General features: G+C 52.5%; 15 protein-coding genes. 9 read left to right on the forward strand and 6 right to left on the reverse strand.

Annotated features, from left to right (window positions below; all coding sequences use genetic code 11):
- Positions 1-21: 21 nt before the first annotated feature.
- Positions 22-477, reverse strand: a complete 456-nt coding sequence (locus OGV71_RS23980) for a multidrug/biocide efflux PACE transporter (protein WP_071697465.1) — start codon at positions 475-477, stop codon at positions 22-24.
- 101 nt (positions 478-578) lie between these two features.
- Between OGV71_RS23980 and OGV71_RS23985 the strand changes: the two genes are divergently transcribed.
- The 5 genes from OGV71_RS23985 (at position 579) to araE (ending at position 6,604) form a co-directional block, all read left to right on the forward strand.
- The gene (locus tag OGV71_RS23985; RefSeq protein WP_071697464.1) at positions 579-1,463 is read left to right on the forward strand and encodes a LysR family transcriptional regulator; all 885 of its coding nucleotides are present in this window, start codon (positions 579-581) and stop codon (positions 1,461-1,463) included.
- 102 nt (positions 1,464-1,565) lie between these two features.
- Positions 1,566-2,744 (forward strand): acetyl-CoA C-acetyltransferase, encoded by a 1,179-nt coding sequence (locus OGV71_RS23990; RefSeq protein WP_003033912.1) that lies wholly within the window; start codon positions 1,566-1,568, stop codon positions 2,742-2,744.
- A gap of 471 nt (positions 2,745-3,215) precedes the next feature.
- Positions 3,216-4,052, forward strand: a complete 837-nt coding sequence (gene kduI, locus OGV71_RS23995) for a 5-dehydro-4-deoxy-D-glucuronate isomerase (RefSeq protein ID WP_003840972.1) — start codon at positions 3,216-3,218, stop codon at positions 4,050-4,052.
- A gap of 56 nt (positions 4,053-4,108) precedes the next feature.
- The gene (kduD, locus tag OGV71_RS24000; RefSeq protein WP_003033923.1) at positions 4,109-4,870 is read left to right on the forward strand and encodes a 2-dehydro-3-deoxy-D-gluconate 5-dehydrogenase KduD; all 762 of its coding nucleotides are present in this window, start codon (positions 4,109-4,111) and stop codon (positions 4,868-4,870) included.
- 315 nt (positions 4,871-5,185) lie between these two features.
- The gene (gene araE / locus OGV71_RS24005; protein ID WP_003840970.1) at positions 5,186-6,604 is read left to right on the forward strand and encodes an arabinose-proton symporter AraE; all 1,419 of its coding nucleotides are present in this window, start codon (positions 5,186-5,188) and stop codon (positions 6,602-6,604) included.
- Between the two features lie 55 nt (positions 6,605-6,659).
- Here the strand turns inward: araE and OGV71_RS24010 are convergent, their stop codons facing one another.
- Together OGV71_RS24010 and OGV71_RS24015 are read right to left on the reverse strand one after the other, a co-directional pair.
- Positions 6,660-7,547 carry an Rpn family recombination-promoting nuclease/putative transposase gene (locus OGV71_RS24010; protein WP_003033929.1) on the reverse strand — a complete coding sequence of 296 codons (888 nt, stop codon included), beginning with the start codon at positions 7,545-7,547 and terminating at the stop codon, positions 6,660-6,662.
- A gap of 196 nt (positions 7,548-7,743) precedes the next feature.
- Positions 7,744-8,070: a cupin domain-containing protein gene (locus OGV71_RS24015; RefSeq protein ID WP_003033932.1), complete on the reverse strand. Its 327-nt coding sequence runs from the start codon at positions 8,068-8,070 to the stop codon at positions 7,744-7,746.
- Positions 8,071-8,211: 141 nt separating this feature from the next.
- Here OGV71_RS24015 and OGV71_RS24020 point away from each other — a divergent pair, with 141 nt between their 5' ends.
- Positions 8,212-8,919 (forward strand): aspartate/glutamate racemase, encoded by a 708-nt coding sequence (locus OGV71_RS24020; RefSeq protein WP_032937454.1) that lies wholly within the window; start codon positions 8,212-8,214, stop codon positions 8,917-8,919.
- Here OGV71_RS24020 and OGV71_RS24025 read toward each other — a convergent pair.
- Complete coding sequence (locus tag OGV71_RS24025; RefSeq protein WP_003033937.1) at positions 8,891-9,826, reverse strand: LysR family transcriptional regulator; 936 nt, start codon at positions 9,824-9,826, stop codon at positions 8,891-8,893. The two genes, OGV71_RS24020 and OGV71_RS24025, sit on opposite strands and share 29 nt — an antisense overlap.
- A gap of 118 nt (positions 9,827-9,944) precedes the next feature.
- Here OGV71_RS24025 and lysA point away from each other — a divergent pair, with 118 nt between their 5' ends.
- A complete protein-coding gene (lysA, locus tag OGV71_RS24030; RefSeq protein ID WP_204583299.1) occupies positions 9,945-11,201 on the forward strand; it encodes a diaminopimelate decarboxylase in 1,257 nt (418 codons plus the stop codon).
- Between the two features lie 107 nt (positions 11,202-11,308).
- Here lysA and OGV71_RS24035 read toward each other — a convergent pair whose 3' ends face one another.
- Both OGV71_RS24035 and galR read right to left on the reverse strand, forming a co-directional pair.
- On the reverse strand, positions 11,309-12,319 hold the full coding sequence (locus tag OGV71_RS24035; RefSeq protein WP_003846454.1) for a LacI family DNA-binding transcriptional regulator: 1,011 nt from the start codon (positions 12,317-12,319) through the stop codon (positions 11,309-11,311).
- Between the two features lie 13 nt (positions 12,320-12,332).
- Positions 12,333-13,361, reverse strand: coding sequence for an HTH-type transcriptional regulator GalR (gene galR, locus OGV71_RS24040; protein WP_003033945.1), 1,029 nt, complete (start codon positions 13,359-13,361; stop codon positions 12,333-12,335).
- A gap of 597 nt (positions 13,362-13,958) precedes the next feature.
- Here galR and aas point away from each other — a divergent pair.
- Positions 13,959-16,118 carry a bifunctional acyl-ACP--phospholipid O-acyltransferase/long-chain-fatty-acid--ACP ligase gene (gene aas / locus OGV71_RS24045; protein WP_003033949.1) on the forward strand — a complete coding sequence of 720 codons (2,160 nt, stop codon included), beginning with the start codon at positions 13,959-13,961 and terminating at the stop codon, positions 16,116-16,118.
- Entirely contained in the window at positions 16,111-17,304 is a 1,194-nt protein-coding gene (gene lplT, locus OGV71_RS24050; protein WP_003033951.1) for a lysophospholipid transporter LplT, read from the forward strand. The genes aas and lplT overlap by 8 nt, the downstream gene beginning before the upstream one ends.

Consider the following 17,304-nt stretch of genomic DNA (forward strand, 5'->3'; position numbering starts at 1 on the left):
TTCCGACTATTGTTTGAATAATCAGGCAGTAACGCGCTGCTGGCGGCGCTTCATAACACGCTCGCGTAACGTGTCATAAGCCCAGTTATAGAACATGGTATACGGCAGGAAGAACAGGAAGAAACCTATTTCCAGCGTGAATGCCTGAAGCAGGCTGACGTTCAGCACATACGACACGATGCTCACCCCGATCACAATAAAACCGCTTTCAAAACCTAAGGCGTGAAATGCTCGCACTTTCGCCGTACGTTTTACCAGGTGCGACGGCCACAGACGGTCAAACAGGGCGTTATAAATGATATTCCAGATCATCGCTGTAGTGGCGAGAAGAATTGTCAGTCCGCCCATTTCCAGCACCGAGCGCTGCATCAACCATGCGGTGGTTGGTGCGAGAACAGCGGTGGCAATGCCTTCAAAGCAGACGGCATGAAAAATGCGCTCCATTAACGAGCGACGTTGGACTGTATCGTGTTGCATAACCTAAAACCTTCTTTGATGCCCGGATAACGGAATGGTGGCAATTTTATCGTTTAATGTGATATCTAAAAGATAGTATCCATCGATAAAGTAGATAGTTCATGCGTTACTCTCCTGAAGCGTTAACGGCATTTGTAGAGACCGTTTCCTGCGGCTCATTTTCTGCTGCGGCTCGTCGGCTGCGTAAAAGCCAGTCCACTATCAGTACGGCCATTGCGCATCTGGAAGCCGACCTTGGTTTTGCGCTGTTTGACCGTTCATCACGCCAGCCAACGCTGACCGAAGAAGGTAAGCGGGTGCTGGGTTATGTGCAGGCGATTCTGACGGCCAGCGATCGTCTGGATGAAGCGGCGATTTCGCTGTCGGGTGAAACGGAAGCGCGTCTGACCTTCGTGTTGTCAGACACGCTGCATCCGGATGTGCTGGAAGAGTTGATGGTGCAGTTTGATCGCAAGTTTCCCCATACCGAGTTTGAATGTCTGATTGGCGAAGACGAGGACGTGATCGATCTGCTGCAAAAAGGACGTGCTCAGGTGGGGTTGATCGAAGCGCGGGAGGATTACCCGACCGACATGGGCGTTACGCGTCTGCCGATGCAAACCTGGATGGGATTATACGTGGCGGCATCGCATCCGTTGGCGGCTCAAGAAAAACTGCAGTGGGAGCAGCTACACACCTGGCGCGAGCTGCGTTTGAATACCTATCTGGAAAGCGGGACTAACGTGGCGCGCGGTCCCGTCTGGTCGGCTCCTAACTACCTGTTATTGCTAAGTATGGCTGTTCAGGGATTCGGCTGGTGCGCGCTCCCGTGTGCGCTGGTGGAGGAGTTTGCGGCAGAAAAACCATTGGTTCAATTAAAGCTGCCCGGCTGGCCAAAGGCTATCTCTATCGATCTGTTGTGGAATAAGAAATCACCGCCTGGCGTGGCGGGAAGTTGGCTGCGCGACCATTTACAGCAGAGTGGCGTTCAGATGACCAATAAATGATACGAATTTCCTTTGTGATAAAAATCACCGTTTTTAAACAACCTTGATAACTCTTTTTAACAATCATCTACTATTGCGGTGTTATTTTGCGCTGAGGTGGTGATGAAAGAGGTTGTGATAGTCGGGGCGTTACGGACACCGATTGGCTGCTTCCAGGGGACGCTGGCGCGCCACTCTGCCGTTGAATTAGGCAGCATGGTGGTCAGGGCGTTACTGGAACGCACGGGCGTGGACGTTCATGCTGTGGATGAAGTGATCCTCGGTCAGGTGCTTACCGCAGGTGCCGGGCAGAATCCGGCGCGTCAGTCTGCCATCAATGGTGGGCTACCCAATACCGTTTCCGCCATCACCATTAACGATGTCTGCGGTTCGGGCCTGAAAGCGCTGCATCTGGCGACCCAGGCTATCCAGTGCGGCGAAGCCGACATTGTGATTGCGGGCGGGCAAGAGAATATGAGCCGTGCCCCACATGTCCTTACCGATAGCCGCACCGGCGCACAGCTGGGGAACAGCCAACTGGTCGACAGCCTGGTACATGACGGTCTGTGGGATGCATTCAACGATTATCACATGGGCGTTACCGCGGAAAACCTGGCGCGAGAATACGGCATTAGCCGCGAATTACAGGATGCCTACGCGCTGCACTCGCAGCACAAAGCGCGGATGGCAATTGATGCTGGACGCTTTAAAGATGAAATCGTGCCGGTGGTAACACAGCGTAATGGGCAATCATTGGTGGTGGATACCGACGAGCAGCCGCGTACCGATGCCAGCGCCGAAGGGCTGGCGCGTCTGGATCCTACCTTTGACAGGCTCGGTTCGGTAACGGCAGGTAACGCGTCATCTATCAATGACGGCGCCGCTGCGGTGATGATGATGAGCGAGGCCAAGGCGCAAGAGTTGAACTTACCTGTACTGGCCCGTATTCGCGCCTTTGCCAGCGTCGGGGTCGACCCTGCGCTCATGGGGATTGCGCCAGTGTATGCGACGCGCCGCTGCCTTGAGCGTGTGGGCTGGCAACTGGCTGATGTTGATCTTATCGAAGCTAATGAGGCCTTCGCCGCGCAGGCATTATCCGTTGGGAAAATGCTGGAGTGGGATGAACGGCGGGTGAATGTTAACGGCGGAGCCATTGCGCTCGGTCACCCGATTGGCGCATCTGGCTGCCGAATTCTGGTTTCGCTGGTGCATGAAATGGTGAAGCGTCGGGCGCATAAGGGCCTGGCAACGCTGTGTATCGGTGGTGGTCAGGGTGTGGCGCTCGCTATCGAACGAGATTAACGATCTTACATTTACCGTCTTAAACGCCTTTCTACGTGTTTTCCCTGCACCTGTAAAAAAGCCCTCCAGCAGGAGGGCAAGGCCAGTTACAGAAACATACACTCTAAACACAGTTAACTTATCAAAACATTGTTTCATTTCATGTGATTAACTGCGCACTTTGTTAGAAAAGGTGTCTTTTCGACTGATCATCTCGGCTGAATTTTCCATTTTTTATCCCCGCCCCTAATGAATAAATAAATTTATCGTATTGTTATTCAATCATTTTATTAAGGTCCATTTCGCTATTCATACGCGCTAGCGTGATCGCACTTACACTTTTGATAATAAGATGCGAAAAAAGTGAAACATCGTTTTATTTATAATTGAAAACACATTCAGGGAGGAATATCATGAGTGCATAAGATAAAACGGAACAGCGTTTTGCTATTCGTTTAAGCATTCACGGTCAATTTATCACTGGAGGTAAATGTGGACGTAAGACAAAGCATCCATAGTGCGCATGCGAAAACCCTGGACACTCAGGGGCTGCGTAATGAGTTTTTGGTCGAAGAAGTGTTTGTCGCAGATGAATACACCATGGTCTACAGCCACATCGACCGCATCATTGTTGGCGGCATTATGCCAGTGGCCAAAACCGTCTCTGTGGGTGGCGAAGTCGGCAAACAGCTGGGCGTAACCTATTTCCTCGAACGTCGTGAGCTGGGTGTGATCAATATCGGCGGCCCGGGCACGATTACCGTTGACGGTCAGTGCTATGAAATTGGTCATCGCGACGCGCTGTACGTCGGAAAAGGGGCAAAAGAGGTGGTATTCGCCAGTATTGATACGACAAAACCGGCGAAGTTCTACTACAACTGCGCGCCGGCCCACACGACTTACCCAACTAAGAAAGTCACGCCTGCAGACGTTGCGCCAGTGACGCTGGGCGATAACCTCACCAGTAACCGTCGTACCATCAACAAATACTTTGTGCCGGATGTTCTGGAAACCTGCCAGTTGAGCATGGGTCTGACTGAACTGGCACCGGGTAACCTGTGGAACACCATGCCGTGTCATACCCATGAACGTCGTATGGAAGTCTATTTCTACTTCAATATGGAAGAAGATACCTGCGTCTTCCACATGATGGGGCAGCCTCAGGAAACGCGTCATATTGTGATGCACAACGAGCAGGCGGTGATTTCTCCAAGCTGGTCTATTCACTCCGGTGTCGGCACAAAAGCGTATACGTTCATTTGGGGCATGGTAGGCGAAAACCAGGTCTTTGATGATATGGACCATGTTGCAGTAAAAGATCTGCGCTAGTTGCGGGCGACAGCCGTGCCTGCTGCGGCGGGCATTATAAAAATTAAGGATTTACAATGATTTTGAATGCATTCTCTCTTGAAGGTAAAGTCGCCGTTGTGACCGGTTGTGACACCGGTCTGGGTCAGGGTATGGCGCTGGGCCTGGCGGAAGCGGGCTGCGATATCGTCGGTATCAACATTGTTGAACCGACAGAAACCATCGAACGTGTGACCGCACTGGGCCGCCGTTTTTTAAGCCTGACCGCCGATCTGCGTCAAATCGACGGTATTCCGGCGCTGCTGGAGCGCGCAGTGGCAGAATTCGGCCATATCGATATTCTGGTCAACAACGCGGGTCTTATCCGTCGTGACGATGCGATCGACTTCAGCGAAAAAGACTGGGATGACGTGATGAACCTGAACATTAAGAGCGTGTTCTTTATGTCTCAGGCCGCGGCGAAGCACTTTATCGCCCAGGGTAACGGCGGTAAAATTATCAACATCGCCTCTATGCTTTCCTTCCAGGGCGGGATCCGCGTGCCGTCTTACACCGCGTCTAAAAGCGGCGTAATGGGTGTTACCCGTCTGATGGCGAACGAGTGGGCAAAACATAACATCAACGTCAACGCGATTGCACCGGGTTACATGGCGACGAATAACACTCAACAGCTGCGTGCTGATGAGCAGCGTAGTGCAGAAATCCTCGATCGTATTCCGGCGGGGCGTTGGGGTCTGCCGAGCGACCTGATGGGGCCTGTCGTGTTCCTGGCGTCCAGCGCATCTGACTATATCAACGGCTATACCGTTGCGGTAGACGGCGGCTGGCTGGCGCGTTAATTGCTTTCCAGAGCCAACAAACCCTGCTAAATGGCAGGGTTTTTTTTACTTTTGAATCATTAAAATCCATATTGTGGTTATAAATTATTCCATATTAAATTTCATACGTATCAATTTATTGTTTTTAATATTCTTTAATATCAATAATTTAAATTTAATTGAGTGATTGTCGGTAAATTTTAAAATTGGAATATCCATCACATAACGATGTGGTGTAGCTATTTAATCCATGTTTTTGCCGTTTCCCGCCTGACGCTTCCTGCAAGGGATCCCTTACTTTCAATGGCATGGTTACTCTGTATCTGGCAGGAAAAAATGGTCTCAATAAATAATGATGCTGCTTTAGCGCCGCGCTCAGTGCGCGATACGCGACGTATGAATATGTTTGTTTCTATCTCTGCGGCTGTCGCAGGGTTGTTATTCGGCCTGGACATTGGCGTGATTGCCGGGGCGTTGCCTTTCATCACCGATCACTTTGTGTTGACCAGCCGCCTGCAGGAGTGGGTGGTCAGCAGCATGATGCTGGGCGCGGCAATTGGTGCGCTGTTTAACGGTTGGCTGTCATTCCGTCTGGGACGTAAATACAGTCTGATGGCGGGGGCGATCCTTTTCGTCGTCGGATCTCTGGGCTCGGCGTTTGCCTCCAGCGTAGAAATGCTCATTTTTGCCCGCGTGGTACTGGGCGTTGCGGTGGGGATCGCCTCTTACACCGCACCGCTCTATCTCTCCGAAATGGCCAGCGAAAACGTGCGTGGCAAGATGATCAGCATGTATCAACTGATGGTGACGTTGGGCATCGTTCTGGCCTTTTTGTCTGATACCGCGTTCAGCTACAGCGGTAACTGGCGCGCTATGCTGGGCGTGCTGGCGCTTCCGGCTGTATTGCTGATTATTCTGGTTGTGTTCCTGCCCAACAGCCCGCGCTGGCTGGCGGAAAAAGGTCGCCACATTGAAGCTGAAGAAGTATTGCGCATGCTGCGCGATACGTCAGAAAAGGCCCGCGATGAGCTGAACGAAATCCGTGAAAGCTTGAAGCTGAAGCAGGGTGGTTGGGCGCTGTTTAAAATTAACCGTAACGTGCGCCGCGCAGTTTTTCTTGGGATGTTACTGCAGGCGATGCAGCAGTTCACCGGGATGAACATCATCATGTATTACGCGCCGCGCATTTTCAAAATGGCGGGTTTTACCACCACAGAGCAGCAGATGATTGCCACGCTGGTGGTTGGCTTAACGTTTATGTTCGCTACCTTTATTGCCGTCTTCACGGTCGACAAAGCAGGACGTAAACCGGCGTTGAAAATTGGGTTCAGCGTAATGGCCATCGGGACGCTGGTGCTCGGATATTGCCTGATGCAGTTTGATAACGGCACGGCTTCCAGTGGACTATCCTGGCTGTCAGTTGGCATGACGATGATGTGTATTGCAGGCTATGCGATGAGCGCCGCGCCGGTGGTGTGGATCCTGTGTTCGGAAATTCAACCGCTGAAATGCCGTGATTTTGGTATTACCTGCTCCACCACCACCAACTGGGTGTCGAACATGATCATTGGCGCAACGTTCCTGACGCTGCTCGATAGCATTGGCGCCGCCGGCACGTTCTGGCTATATACTGCGCTGAACGTCGTGTTTATCGGTATTACGTTCTGGCTGATTCCAGAAACCAAAAACGTCACGCTTGAGCATATCGAACGTAAGCTGATGGCAGGTGAGAAGTTAAGAGATATTGGCGTGTAAGTGAGCAGGGAGCCCGATAGAACAACTGATTATCGGGCTCTCATTACTACTTATTTCAGTGTGGAGCCGCCTGCCTTGCGAGGAGATCCTTAGCAGACAGCCCGGTTATCTTTAGTATAATTTCATGGCTAATACCATTCGCTAACATCATCTGGGCAATGCGTAACGCTTCTTGTTGTTTGGCTTCTTGTTGCAACACTTCCGCAATAGTCATCAGACTTTCCTTTTGCTGTGGTACCCGCTGAGCGACTTCACGGATAAATTTATCTACGTGAGGCGTATTTCCAAACTGCATCATGTAATTAAATAGCGTTTTGAGCTGGCTGTCATTAGCGTATCCCGTAGCCAGCAACGAGACCAGTTGTTCCACTAATCCCATTAAATCACGCTTGCGGATATGTTTTTGCATCAATTCCAGCAGTGCTATACGGCGATGTTGCATAATTTCGTCATCGGGTATTACGGTGATATCTACCAGCGGAAATGTTGCTGAGTATAGCTGTCGTGCCACTATGGGGTCGTCAAACTCATCCAGCCAGCAGAGTGAAAAGGGGTAGGGGCTGAGTGCGCCATGATAAAACAGCATCGGTATCACCAAAGGTAATGTTTTATGGCCAGCATCCAGATGGCGTTGCATTGCGGCCATTGCATAGCGCATTAGCCGAAATGCCATGTGAGCGTCTGGCGAACTCTGATGCTCGATAACAACATAGATATACCCATCGCCTTCATTTGTTTTTAATGACCACAGTACGTCGGAGTAGCTGGCTCGCAGGCTATCCTCAATAAAACTGCCTGATTCCAGTTTTAGTGTTTGCAGATCACATAGCTCCCGCAAGGTTGATGGAAGATAGATATCCAGAAAATCTCTTGCGGTATCAGGATGGTACAAGAACTGTTTGAAGACTGCGTCATGTGGAGTGGATGTTGTCATTTTTGTCATGGCGATCCGTCACCGTTAATTAAGATAACGTGACTGTAATCGCCCACATGGCGAGACGCATCGGGTGATTAATGCTTATGCGAATTGGTATCGAAGGAAAATGCCCCACATTGTAACGTATTCATTTTTAGGGAACTGAGTACGCATTTTAGCGTGTTCTCAAGCCGGTCAGTAGCACGGCTTGAGAACAACGAAATTACCCGTGTAGAAAATCTTCGCGTATGGGCGTAAAGGTATCCAGCAGCGTTCCCGGTTTTAAACAGACGCAGCCATGCATAATGTTGGGTTGTTTATACAGGGTATCGCCCGCCCTAACGACATGCTTTTCTTCGCCGATGGTAAATTCAAACTCACCGGACAACACGTAAGTCAGCTGCTCGTGCGGATGATTGTGCATCGGGCCTATCGCGCCTTGCTCGAAGTTCACCTCAACCGCCATCATGTTACCGTCGTGAGCAAGAATGCGCCGGGTAACGCCATTGCCCAGATCGTCAAGCGTGGTCTCTTTATGAAAAATAAACATCCGGCCTTCCTGTAATTAATTAAAACAATGTTTCATTAAACCTATATCAGAAAATTAAAAAAAGAAATGCACGCCAACAGATGTGGAAAGTTGATCACATCTTTGGTTCACTGGAGAGACAACAACGAGTCAGGGGAAATGATGAAAACGATCGGTCTGTTAGGCGGTATGAGCTGGGAATCTACCATTCCTTATTATCGACTCATTAATGAAGGGGTAAAACAGCGTCTGGGTGGCCTGCATTCTGCGCAGATTCTGTTGCACAGCGTGGATTTTCACGAGATTGAAGTCTGTCAGTCAAGCGGTGACTGGCAGCGAGCCGGTGAGATCCTCGCGCAGGCCGCCACAGCGCTACAGCAAGCCGGAGCGCAAGGGATTGTGCTGTGTACCAATACCATGCACAAAGTTGCTGAGGCGATTGAAAGCGCCTGTGATGTGCCGTTCCTGCATATTGCCGACGCGACGGGGCGGGCGATACAAAAGCAGCAGATGAGCAACGTGGCGCTACTGGGTACGCGCTACACCATGGAACAGGATTTTTACCGCGGTCGTTTACAGACTGAATTTGGCATTAGCACGCTGATTCCTGAAGCTGATGACCGTCAGAAAATAAACCAGATTATTTTCGATGAGCTGTGTCTCGGTGAGTTCAGCGAGGCTTCCCGCGATTATTACCTGGGCGTCATCGACCAACTGGCGAAACAGGGGGCGCAAGGGGTGATATTTGGCTGTACTGAGATTGGTCTGCTGGTTCCCGCCGAGCTAAGCCCACTACCGGTTTTCGACACCGCGGCAATCCATGCGCAAGATGCGGTGGCATTTATGCTTTCGGTTGTGGATGCAAAATAGCCTCCAGCGGGTCAATAAGACTTGGTAGATGGTCCTGCAGATGCGCCGTAAAAGCATCAACCAGCGCCGAGGCGGGGCGATGAAGTGGGTGAATCAGGCTGACCGTAAAGGGTACCGAAATACTGAAGCGGCGGATGACGACCCCGCTACTGGCGTAATCCAGCGCGGTCAGTGGGTTTACCACCGAGATCCCCACGCCTGCCCGCACCATTGCACAAATTGAAGCGGCGCTATGGGTTTCAATCACCATACGGCGCTTCACCTGGTGCTCATTAAACAGGGTATCCAGTAGCTGACGGTAACTGTCGGTCCGTGACAGGCTGATGTAGTTTTCCCCCTGAAAATCCTGCGGCGTTAACACCGCTTTCTTAGTCAGCGGATGCCCCTGGGGCAGCACGCACACTTCATCCAGCGCCAGCAATTCGGTGCGTTTTGTTCCGGCAGGCGTATGCAGCGTTTCCGTTAACCCCAGATCGTGGCGCTGCGCTGACAGCCACTCTTCCAGTAGCGGTGACTCCTGCGGCACTATCTGAATATTGACCTGCGGATAGCGTGCGAGGAATGGCTGCAGTAGTGGCGGTAAAAAGGACTGTGAGAATACCGGCAGGCAAACAATCGACAATTCGCCCTGGCGGAACTCGCGCAGGCTTTCGGCGGCGCTCACAATTCTGTCCAGGCCATACCACGAACGTTGCACCTCTTCAAACAGACGTAACCCTTGCACGGTTGGGTGCAGCCGGCCGCGCGTGCGTTCAAACAGCGTTAATCCCAGTACTTTCTCGAATCGGGCCAGTTCCCGACTGACGGTGGGCTGCGAGGTATGTAGCATGCGCGCGGCTTCCGTCAGATTGCCTGCCGTCATGATGGCGTGAAAAATTTCGATGTGTCGCAGGTTAACGGCGGGCATGGGCAATCCTCGAATGAACCAATCCATATCATTTTTGCATAGACTCACGATAAAACGATATTTTTTATTCTTTTCGGGCTGTGGCGTAATCATAAAAAAGCCAATACCGGAGCACACCATGCCGCGCCCACTCAACAACACAGACACTGACCTGACCGCCGACAACCTGCAGCGCCTGCCTGCCGAATTCGGCTGCCCGGTGTGGGTCTATGATGCGCAGATTATACGCGCCCAGATTGCCAAACTGAGTCAGTTTGACGTGGTGCGTTTTGCCCAGAAGGCATGTTCGAATATTCATATTTTGCGCCTGATGCGCGAGCAGGGCGTAAAGGTTGATTCCGTCTCGCTTGGCGAAATTGAACGTGCACTAGCGGCAGGTTTTGTACCGGGGAAAGATGAAATAGTCTTTACCGCCGATATGATTGATGAAGCGACGCTTGCGCGGGTGCATGAATTGCGCATTCCGGTAAATGCCGGGTCGGTGGATATGCTGGAACAACTGGGTCAGGTCTCGCCGGGCCATCGCGTGTGGCTACGCGTAAACCCTGGCTTTGGGCATGGACACAGTCAGAAAACCAATACCGGCGGCGAAAACAGCAAGCACGGGATCTGGTATAGCGATCTTCCCGCGGCGCTGGAGGTGATTCAGCGCTACAAGCTGAAGCTGGTGGGGATTCATATGCATATTGGCTCCGGTGTGGACTACGCGCATCTGGAGCAGGTGTGCGGTGCGATGGTGCGTCAGGTGATTGAATTTGATCAGGATCTGGAGGCGATCTCTGCGGGCGGCGGTTTATCAATCCCGTATCGCGAAGGTGAAGAGGCGATCGATACCGATCACTACTTTGGATTGTGGAACGCTGCGCGTGAGCAGATTGCTAAATACCTGGGTCACCCGGTCGCGCTTGAGATAGAGCCGGGTCGTTTTCTGGTCGCGGAAGCCGGCGTGCTGGTAGCACAGGTACGCAGCGTAAAAGAGATGGGTAGCCGTCACTTTGTACTGATCGATGCGGGCTTCAACGATCTGATGCGCCCGGCGATGTACGGCAGCTATCACCATATCTCCGCGCTGGCTGGGGATGGTCGCTCTCTGGAACACACCCCGCAACGGGAAACCGTGGTGGCCGGGCCGCTGTGCGAATCTGGCGACGTGTTTACCCAGCAGGAGGGCGGAAATGTGGAAACCCGTCTGTTGCCTGCGGTGGTGCCGGGTGATTATCTGGTCTTGCATGATACCGGGGCGTACGGCGCGTCTATGTCGTCAAACTACAATAGCCGTCCTCTGCTGCCGGAGGTTTTGTTCGATAACGGCGTGGCGCGGCTGATTCGCCGTCGCCAGACCATTGATGAGCTGCTAGCGCTGGAATTAATCTGATTACAGCGTGGTGAAATGCCGGATGGCGCTACGCTTATCCGGCCTATGAAATTAACTGTGGGGCCTGTTGGCCGGATAAGGCGCTTGTGCCGCCATCCGGCATTTAATTACTTAAAGTACGGCCCGAGCGTTACTGAGTCACGTAGTACCAGTTTGCCGGTAAACGGTGGGATTGGCTCGACGCTCTCACCGTTGGCCAGCCGGATAGCCTGGTCGATTGCCGTGGTTATCATGGTATCAATCGGCAGATAAACGGTAGACAGCCCCGGCTCCAGCCATTTGGCGCTGGGTGCATCATCAAAACCAAACAGTGAGACGTCCGTTGGGATCCTCAGCCCGGCCTGATGTAACGCTTTTGATGCGCCTAATGCCATGTCATCGTTACAGGCGAACAATGCGCTGAATTTCACCCCTTCCTCCAGCAGTTCACGACAGGCTTCATAGCCTCGTGTCATCGTGGAATCGCCGTATTTGACCTTGTCGGGATTCCAGGGAATACCGTTTTTTTCCAGCGCTTTACGATACCCCATCAGGCGGGATTTACCGGTCGGGGTATGGCCTGGCACAGTGATACAAGCAATATCGCTATGGCCCTGGGAGATAAGATAATTGACCGCCTGATAGGCCGCGTCTTCCTGTTCAAAGAAAATCGCGCGATCGCGGGCCTGGCTGACATCACGGTTGATGACCAGCAAGGGCATAGCGATGCTGTTCATCAGCGACATTATCTCTTTTTCACTCATATAGCGGGTATAGAGAATAATGGCGTCGCACTGTCTGTCCGCCAGCATTTGCACGGCTTCCTGCTCACGCTCTGGTGTGTCGTGTCCGTCGGTGACGATCAACTGCTTGCCGTGAGATTCCGTCTGGCGTGAAGCCTGTTGCAGCAGCCGGCCAAAGTAGAATCCATCAAATGTAGAAACCACCAGACCAATGCTGTTGCTGGTGCGGTTTGCCAAAGATCGTGCTAAAAAATTAGGCCGATAATCAAGTGCCTGCATGGCCTTAAACACTTTCTGGCGCGTGCTCTCTTTTACCTGACCCGTGCCATTCAGTACGCGCGAAACGGTCGCTTTTGAGACGCCTGCGTGTCGTGAAACGTCCAACATCGTAGTCATAACGCTATCCTGGTTAATCGTTTGACGATGAATTCCCCGGCTCTGTCAGCGTCGAAACGGAATGGCGACGCACCAGAGTTGGGTTAAAAACGTGGGTAATTTCAGGCACGGGGCGCTTCTCCGCCAGCGCGAGCGCCAGTTCGGCAGCCTGGGTTGCCATCGTCACGATCGGATAGCGCACCGTGGTCAGACGCGGGCGCACGTAGCGGGAAACCAGCACATCATCAAAACCAATCAGCGAGATTTCTCCCGGTACATCAATGCCGTTATCATTTAATACGCCCATGGCACCAGCCGCCATTGAGTCGTTGTAGCAGGCTACCGCAGTGAAGTTTTTGCCACGACCAAGTAACTCGGTCATCGCCTGTTCACCGCCGCTTTCATCCGGTTCACCAAACGTTACCAGGCGATCGCTGACCGGTATATTGCTCTCTGCCAGCGCGTCGTAATAGCCTTGCAGACGATCTTCCGCATCTGAGATTGTGTGATTGGAGCACAGATAGCCAATGCGTGTATGGCCCTGTTGAATGAGGTGTCGGGTCGCGAGCCATGCGCCGAAACGGTCATCAAGGGCAACGCAGCGTTGTTCGAATCCTGGCAGAATTCGGTTAATTAATACCATGCCGGGGATTTGCTTCATTAGTGATGCCAGCTCAGCATCCGGGATGATTTTTGCGTGGACAACAAGGGCTGCGCAGCGGTGCCGAATGAGCTGTTCAATCGCCTGTCGTTCCTTCTGTTCGTTATGGTAGCCGTTGCCAATCAGTAAAAAATTACCGGTGTTATAGGCCACCTGCTCGACAGCTTTAACCATTGCCCCAAAGAATGGATCGGACACATCACCAACTACCAGACCGATGGTCTCTGTGGATTGTTGTGCCAGCGCACGCGCATTGGCGTTGGGGTGGTAGCTGAGTGATTCCATTGCACTCGTTACAGCCAGGCGCGATGCTTCGCTGGCTTTAGGGGAATCATTAATCACTCGAGAAACGGTGGCGACTGATACACCTGCTAGTCGGGCTACATCCTTTATGGTCGCCATGATAGTACCTGTTGTGGGTAAACGCTTACATTCCGTCAGTGTTACGGAAAATGGCTGGCTGTTCAAGCAGATTGCCCGTCAGAACGTCGCAAATGTGAGCGCACACGAGCGAAGTAAGACAGAAAATAGAAAATGCTAATTTTTGCTTACACTTTGCGATGTGCTGTTGCGATTGTTCGCTGGTGAGGGAACTGAGCAGATTGCTAGAGTTGAGATCCCAGAGGTATTGATAGGTGAAATCAACTTTCGGGTTGATCACTAGAATTACACCAGCCTGCGCAGATGCGCAGGTTTTTTTTTACCTTCAGCCTATCTGTAACAGTAACCGATAATTTACACAACTCGTTGCATTTGGGTTCATTCCTTTGCGTTTTCGCACTGGCGTATCTGGCTGCTGACGACCACAATCAAGATCCCAGAGGTATTGATTGGTGAGATTATTCGGTACGCACTTCGTACCTGTCTCTTGCACCAACCTGCGCGGATGCGCAGGTTTTTTTTCGGATTGTATTTAACAGTTACCTGTCGCGCCTATTCCCCAACTCGTATACTCTCCCACCATTGATGTTTATATAATTAATGGCACAGGGAGTTGAGATGCTATTTGGCTTTTTTCGTAATCTGTTTCGCGTGCTTTTCCGCGTTCGCGTCACGGGCGATGTCAGCGCGCTACAGGGAGAACGCGTTCTAATCACTCCCAACCATGTCTCATTTATAGACGGCATCCTGTTGGCGCTCTTTTTACCGATTCGTCCCGTCTTCGCTGTTTACACCTCGATCAGCCAGCAATGGTATATGCGCTGGCTAACCCCGCTGATTGATTTCGTACCGTTAGATCCAACCAAACCGATGTCGATTAAACATCTGGTTCGTCTGGTCGAACAGGGCCGCCCGGTGGTTATCTTTCCGGAAGGGCGTATTTCGACCACCGGCTCGTTAATGAAAATCTATGACGGTGCCGGGTTTGTCGCCGCTAAGTCGGGAGCGACGGTCGTACCTGTGCGCATTGAGGGCGCAGAGCTTTCCCGCTTTAGCCGCCTGAAAGGTTTGGTTAAACAGCGATTCTTCCCGCGCATCCGCTTACACATCTTACCGCCGACACAACTGCCGATGCCGGAAGCACCGCGAGCTCGCGATCGCCGTAAAATCGCCGGAGAGATGCTGCATCAAATTATGATGGAAGCACGCATGGCGGTTCGTCCGCGTGAGACGCTCTACGAGTCGCTGCTGGCGGCGAAATACCGTTTTGGCGCAGGCAAAAACTGCATTGAAGATATTAATTTCACTCCGGACAGCTACCGCAAACTGCTGACGAAAACGCTGTTTGTCGCGCGTATTCTGGAAAAATACAGCACCGAGGGTGAAAGAATCGGCCTGATGCTGCCAAATGCGGGAATCAGCGCGGCGGTCATTTTTGGCGCCATTGCGCGTCGACGCATTCCAGCCATGATGAACTACACCGCGGGTGTGAAAGGATTAACCAGCGCCATTACTGCGTCTGAAATAAAGACGATCTTCACATCCCGACAGTTTCTCGATAAAGGCAAACTCTGGCATTTACCAGAACAGCTCACCCAGGTGCGTTGGGTGTATCTGGAGGACTTGAAAGCCGATGTGACCTTTAGCGATAAGCTGTGGATTTTCTCACATCTGCTGGCACCGCATCTGGCGCAGGTGAAGCAGCAGCCGGAAGACGCTGCGGTGATCCTCTTTACCTCCGGTTCAGAAGGCCATCCGAAAGGCGTGGTTCACAGTCATAAAAGCATTCTGGCGAACGTTGAGCAGATTAAAACGATTGCCGATTTCACCGCCGATGACCGCTTTATGTCGGCGCTGCCGCTGTTCCACTCCTTTGGGCTAACGGTGGGATTATTCACGCCGCTACTGACTGGCGCAGAAGTGTTTCTTTATCCCAGCCCGCTGCATTACCGCATTGTGCCAGAGCTGGTATACGACCGGAACTGCACCGTGTTGTTTGGTACGTCAACGTTCCTCGGCAACTACGCGCGTTTCGCGCATCCTTACGATTTCCATCGCCTGCGCTATGTGGTTGCGGGAGCAGAAAAACTGCAGGACAGCACAAAGCAACTATGGCAGGAGAAATTTGGCCTGCGTGTCCTTGAGGGCTATGGGGTGACGGAATGTGCGCCGGTGGTGTCGATTAACGTACCGATGGCGGCAAAATCGGGAACGGTAGGGCGCATCTTGCCTGGTATGGATGCTCGACTGTTGGCCGTTCCGGGAATTGAGGACGGTGGGCGTTTACAGCTGAAAGGCCCTAATATTATGAGCGGATATTTGCGCGTCGAAAAACCTGGGGTGCTGGAGGTGCCAACGGCAGAGAATGCGCAAGGTGAGATTGAGCGCGGCTGGTATGACACCGGAGACATCGTGCGCTTTGATGAAAACGGCTTTGTACAGATTCAGGGGCGCGCTAAGCGTTTTGCTAAAATTGCCGGAGAGATGGTGTCGCTGGAAATGGTTGAGCAACTGGCGTTGGCGGTGTCAGCAGACAAAATGCACGCCACTGCGATCAAGAGTGATGCCAGCAAAGGTGAGGCGCTGGTGCTGTTTACCACTGATAGCGAACTCACGCGTGAAAAACTCCAGCAGTATGCGCGGGCACACGGCGTACCTGAACTCGCCGTACCGCGTGATATACGCCACCTGAAGCAACTCCCATTACTCGGCAGCGGTAAGCCGGATTTTGTTACGCTGAAAAGCTGGGTCGATGAGCCGGAAAAACAACATGAGTGAGTCAGTGCACACTAACACGTCAATCTGGTCCAAAGGGATGATGTCCGTTATCGCCGCGCAGTTTCTGTCTGCGTTTGGCGATAACGCGTTGCTGTTTGCTACGCTGGCGTTGCTGAAGGAGCAATTTTATCCGGACTGGAGCCAGCCTATCCTGCAAATGGTGTTTGTGGGTGCTTACATTCTGTTTGCGCCGTTTGTTGGACAGGTGGCGGATAGCTTTGCCAAAGGCAGAGTGATGATGTTCGCGAACTCCCTGAAACTGCTGGGTGCGGCAAGTATTTGCTTCGGCATTAATCCGTTTCTCGGGTATACGCTAGTGGGGATTGGCGCGGCGGCGTATTCACCGGCCAAGTATGGCATTCTCGGTGAACTGACCACCGGCGACAAACTGGTGAAAGCCAACGGCCTGATGGAAGCTTCCACCATTGCCGCGATTTTGCTCGGTTCTGTCGCCGGCGGCGTTCTGGCCGACTGGCACGTGATTGCCGCGCTTTCTGCCTGTGCGCTGGCCTATGCTGGCGCAGTGGTCGCTAACCTGTATATCCCGAAACTGGCCGCGGCTCGCCCTGGCCAGTCCTGGCATCTGGGGAAAATGACGCGCAGTTTCTTCTGTGCCGCCTCTTCGCTGTGGCGCAACGGTGAAACACGCTTCTCGTTGGTGGGAACCAGCCTTTTTTGGGGGGCGGGCGTTACGCTGCGTTTTCTGCTGGTACTGTGGGTTCCGGTGGCGCTCGGCATCACCGATAACGCCACGCCGACCTATCTCAATGCCATGGTAGCGATCGGGATTGTCGTCGGCGCGGGGGCGGCTGCGAAGCTGGTGACGCTGGAAACTGTGTCGCGCTGTATGCCTGCAGGGATCCTGATTGGCGTCGTGGTGCTGATTTTTTCTCTTCAACATTCGCTGCTTCCGGCCTACGCATTGCTGATGCTTATCGGCGTGTGTGGTGGGTTCTTTGTGGTGCCGCTGAATGCGTTACTGCAGGAGCGGGGTAAGAAAAGCGTCGGCGCAGGTAATGCGATTGCGGTGCAGAACCTGGGTGAAAACAGCGCGATGCTACTGATGCTGGGTATTTACTCACTGGCGGTGCTGGTGGGGATCCCGGCGGTAGCGATTGGTATTGGGTTCGGTGCGCTGTTTGCGCTGGCGATTGCGGCGCTGTGGATTTGGCAGCGCCGCCATTAG

The sequence above is a fragment of the Citrobacter sp. Cf088 genome (genome assembly GCF_030334295.1).
Classification (GTDB): Bacteria; Pseudomonadota; Gammaproteobacteria; order Enterobacterales; family Enterobacteriaceae; genus Citrobacter; species Citrobacter freundii.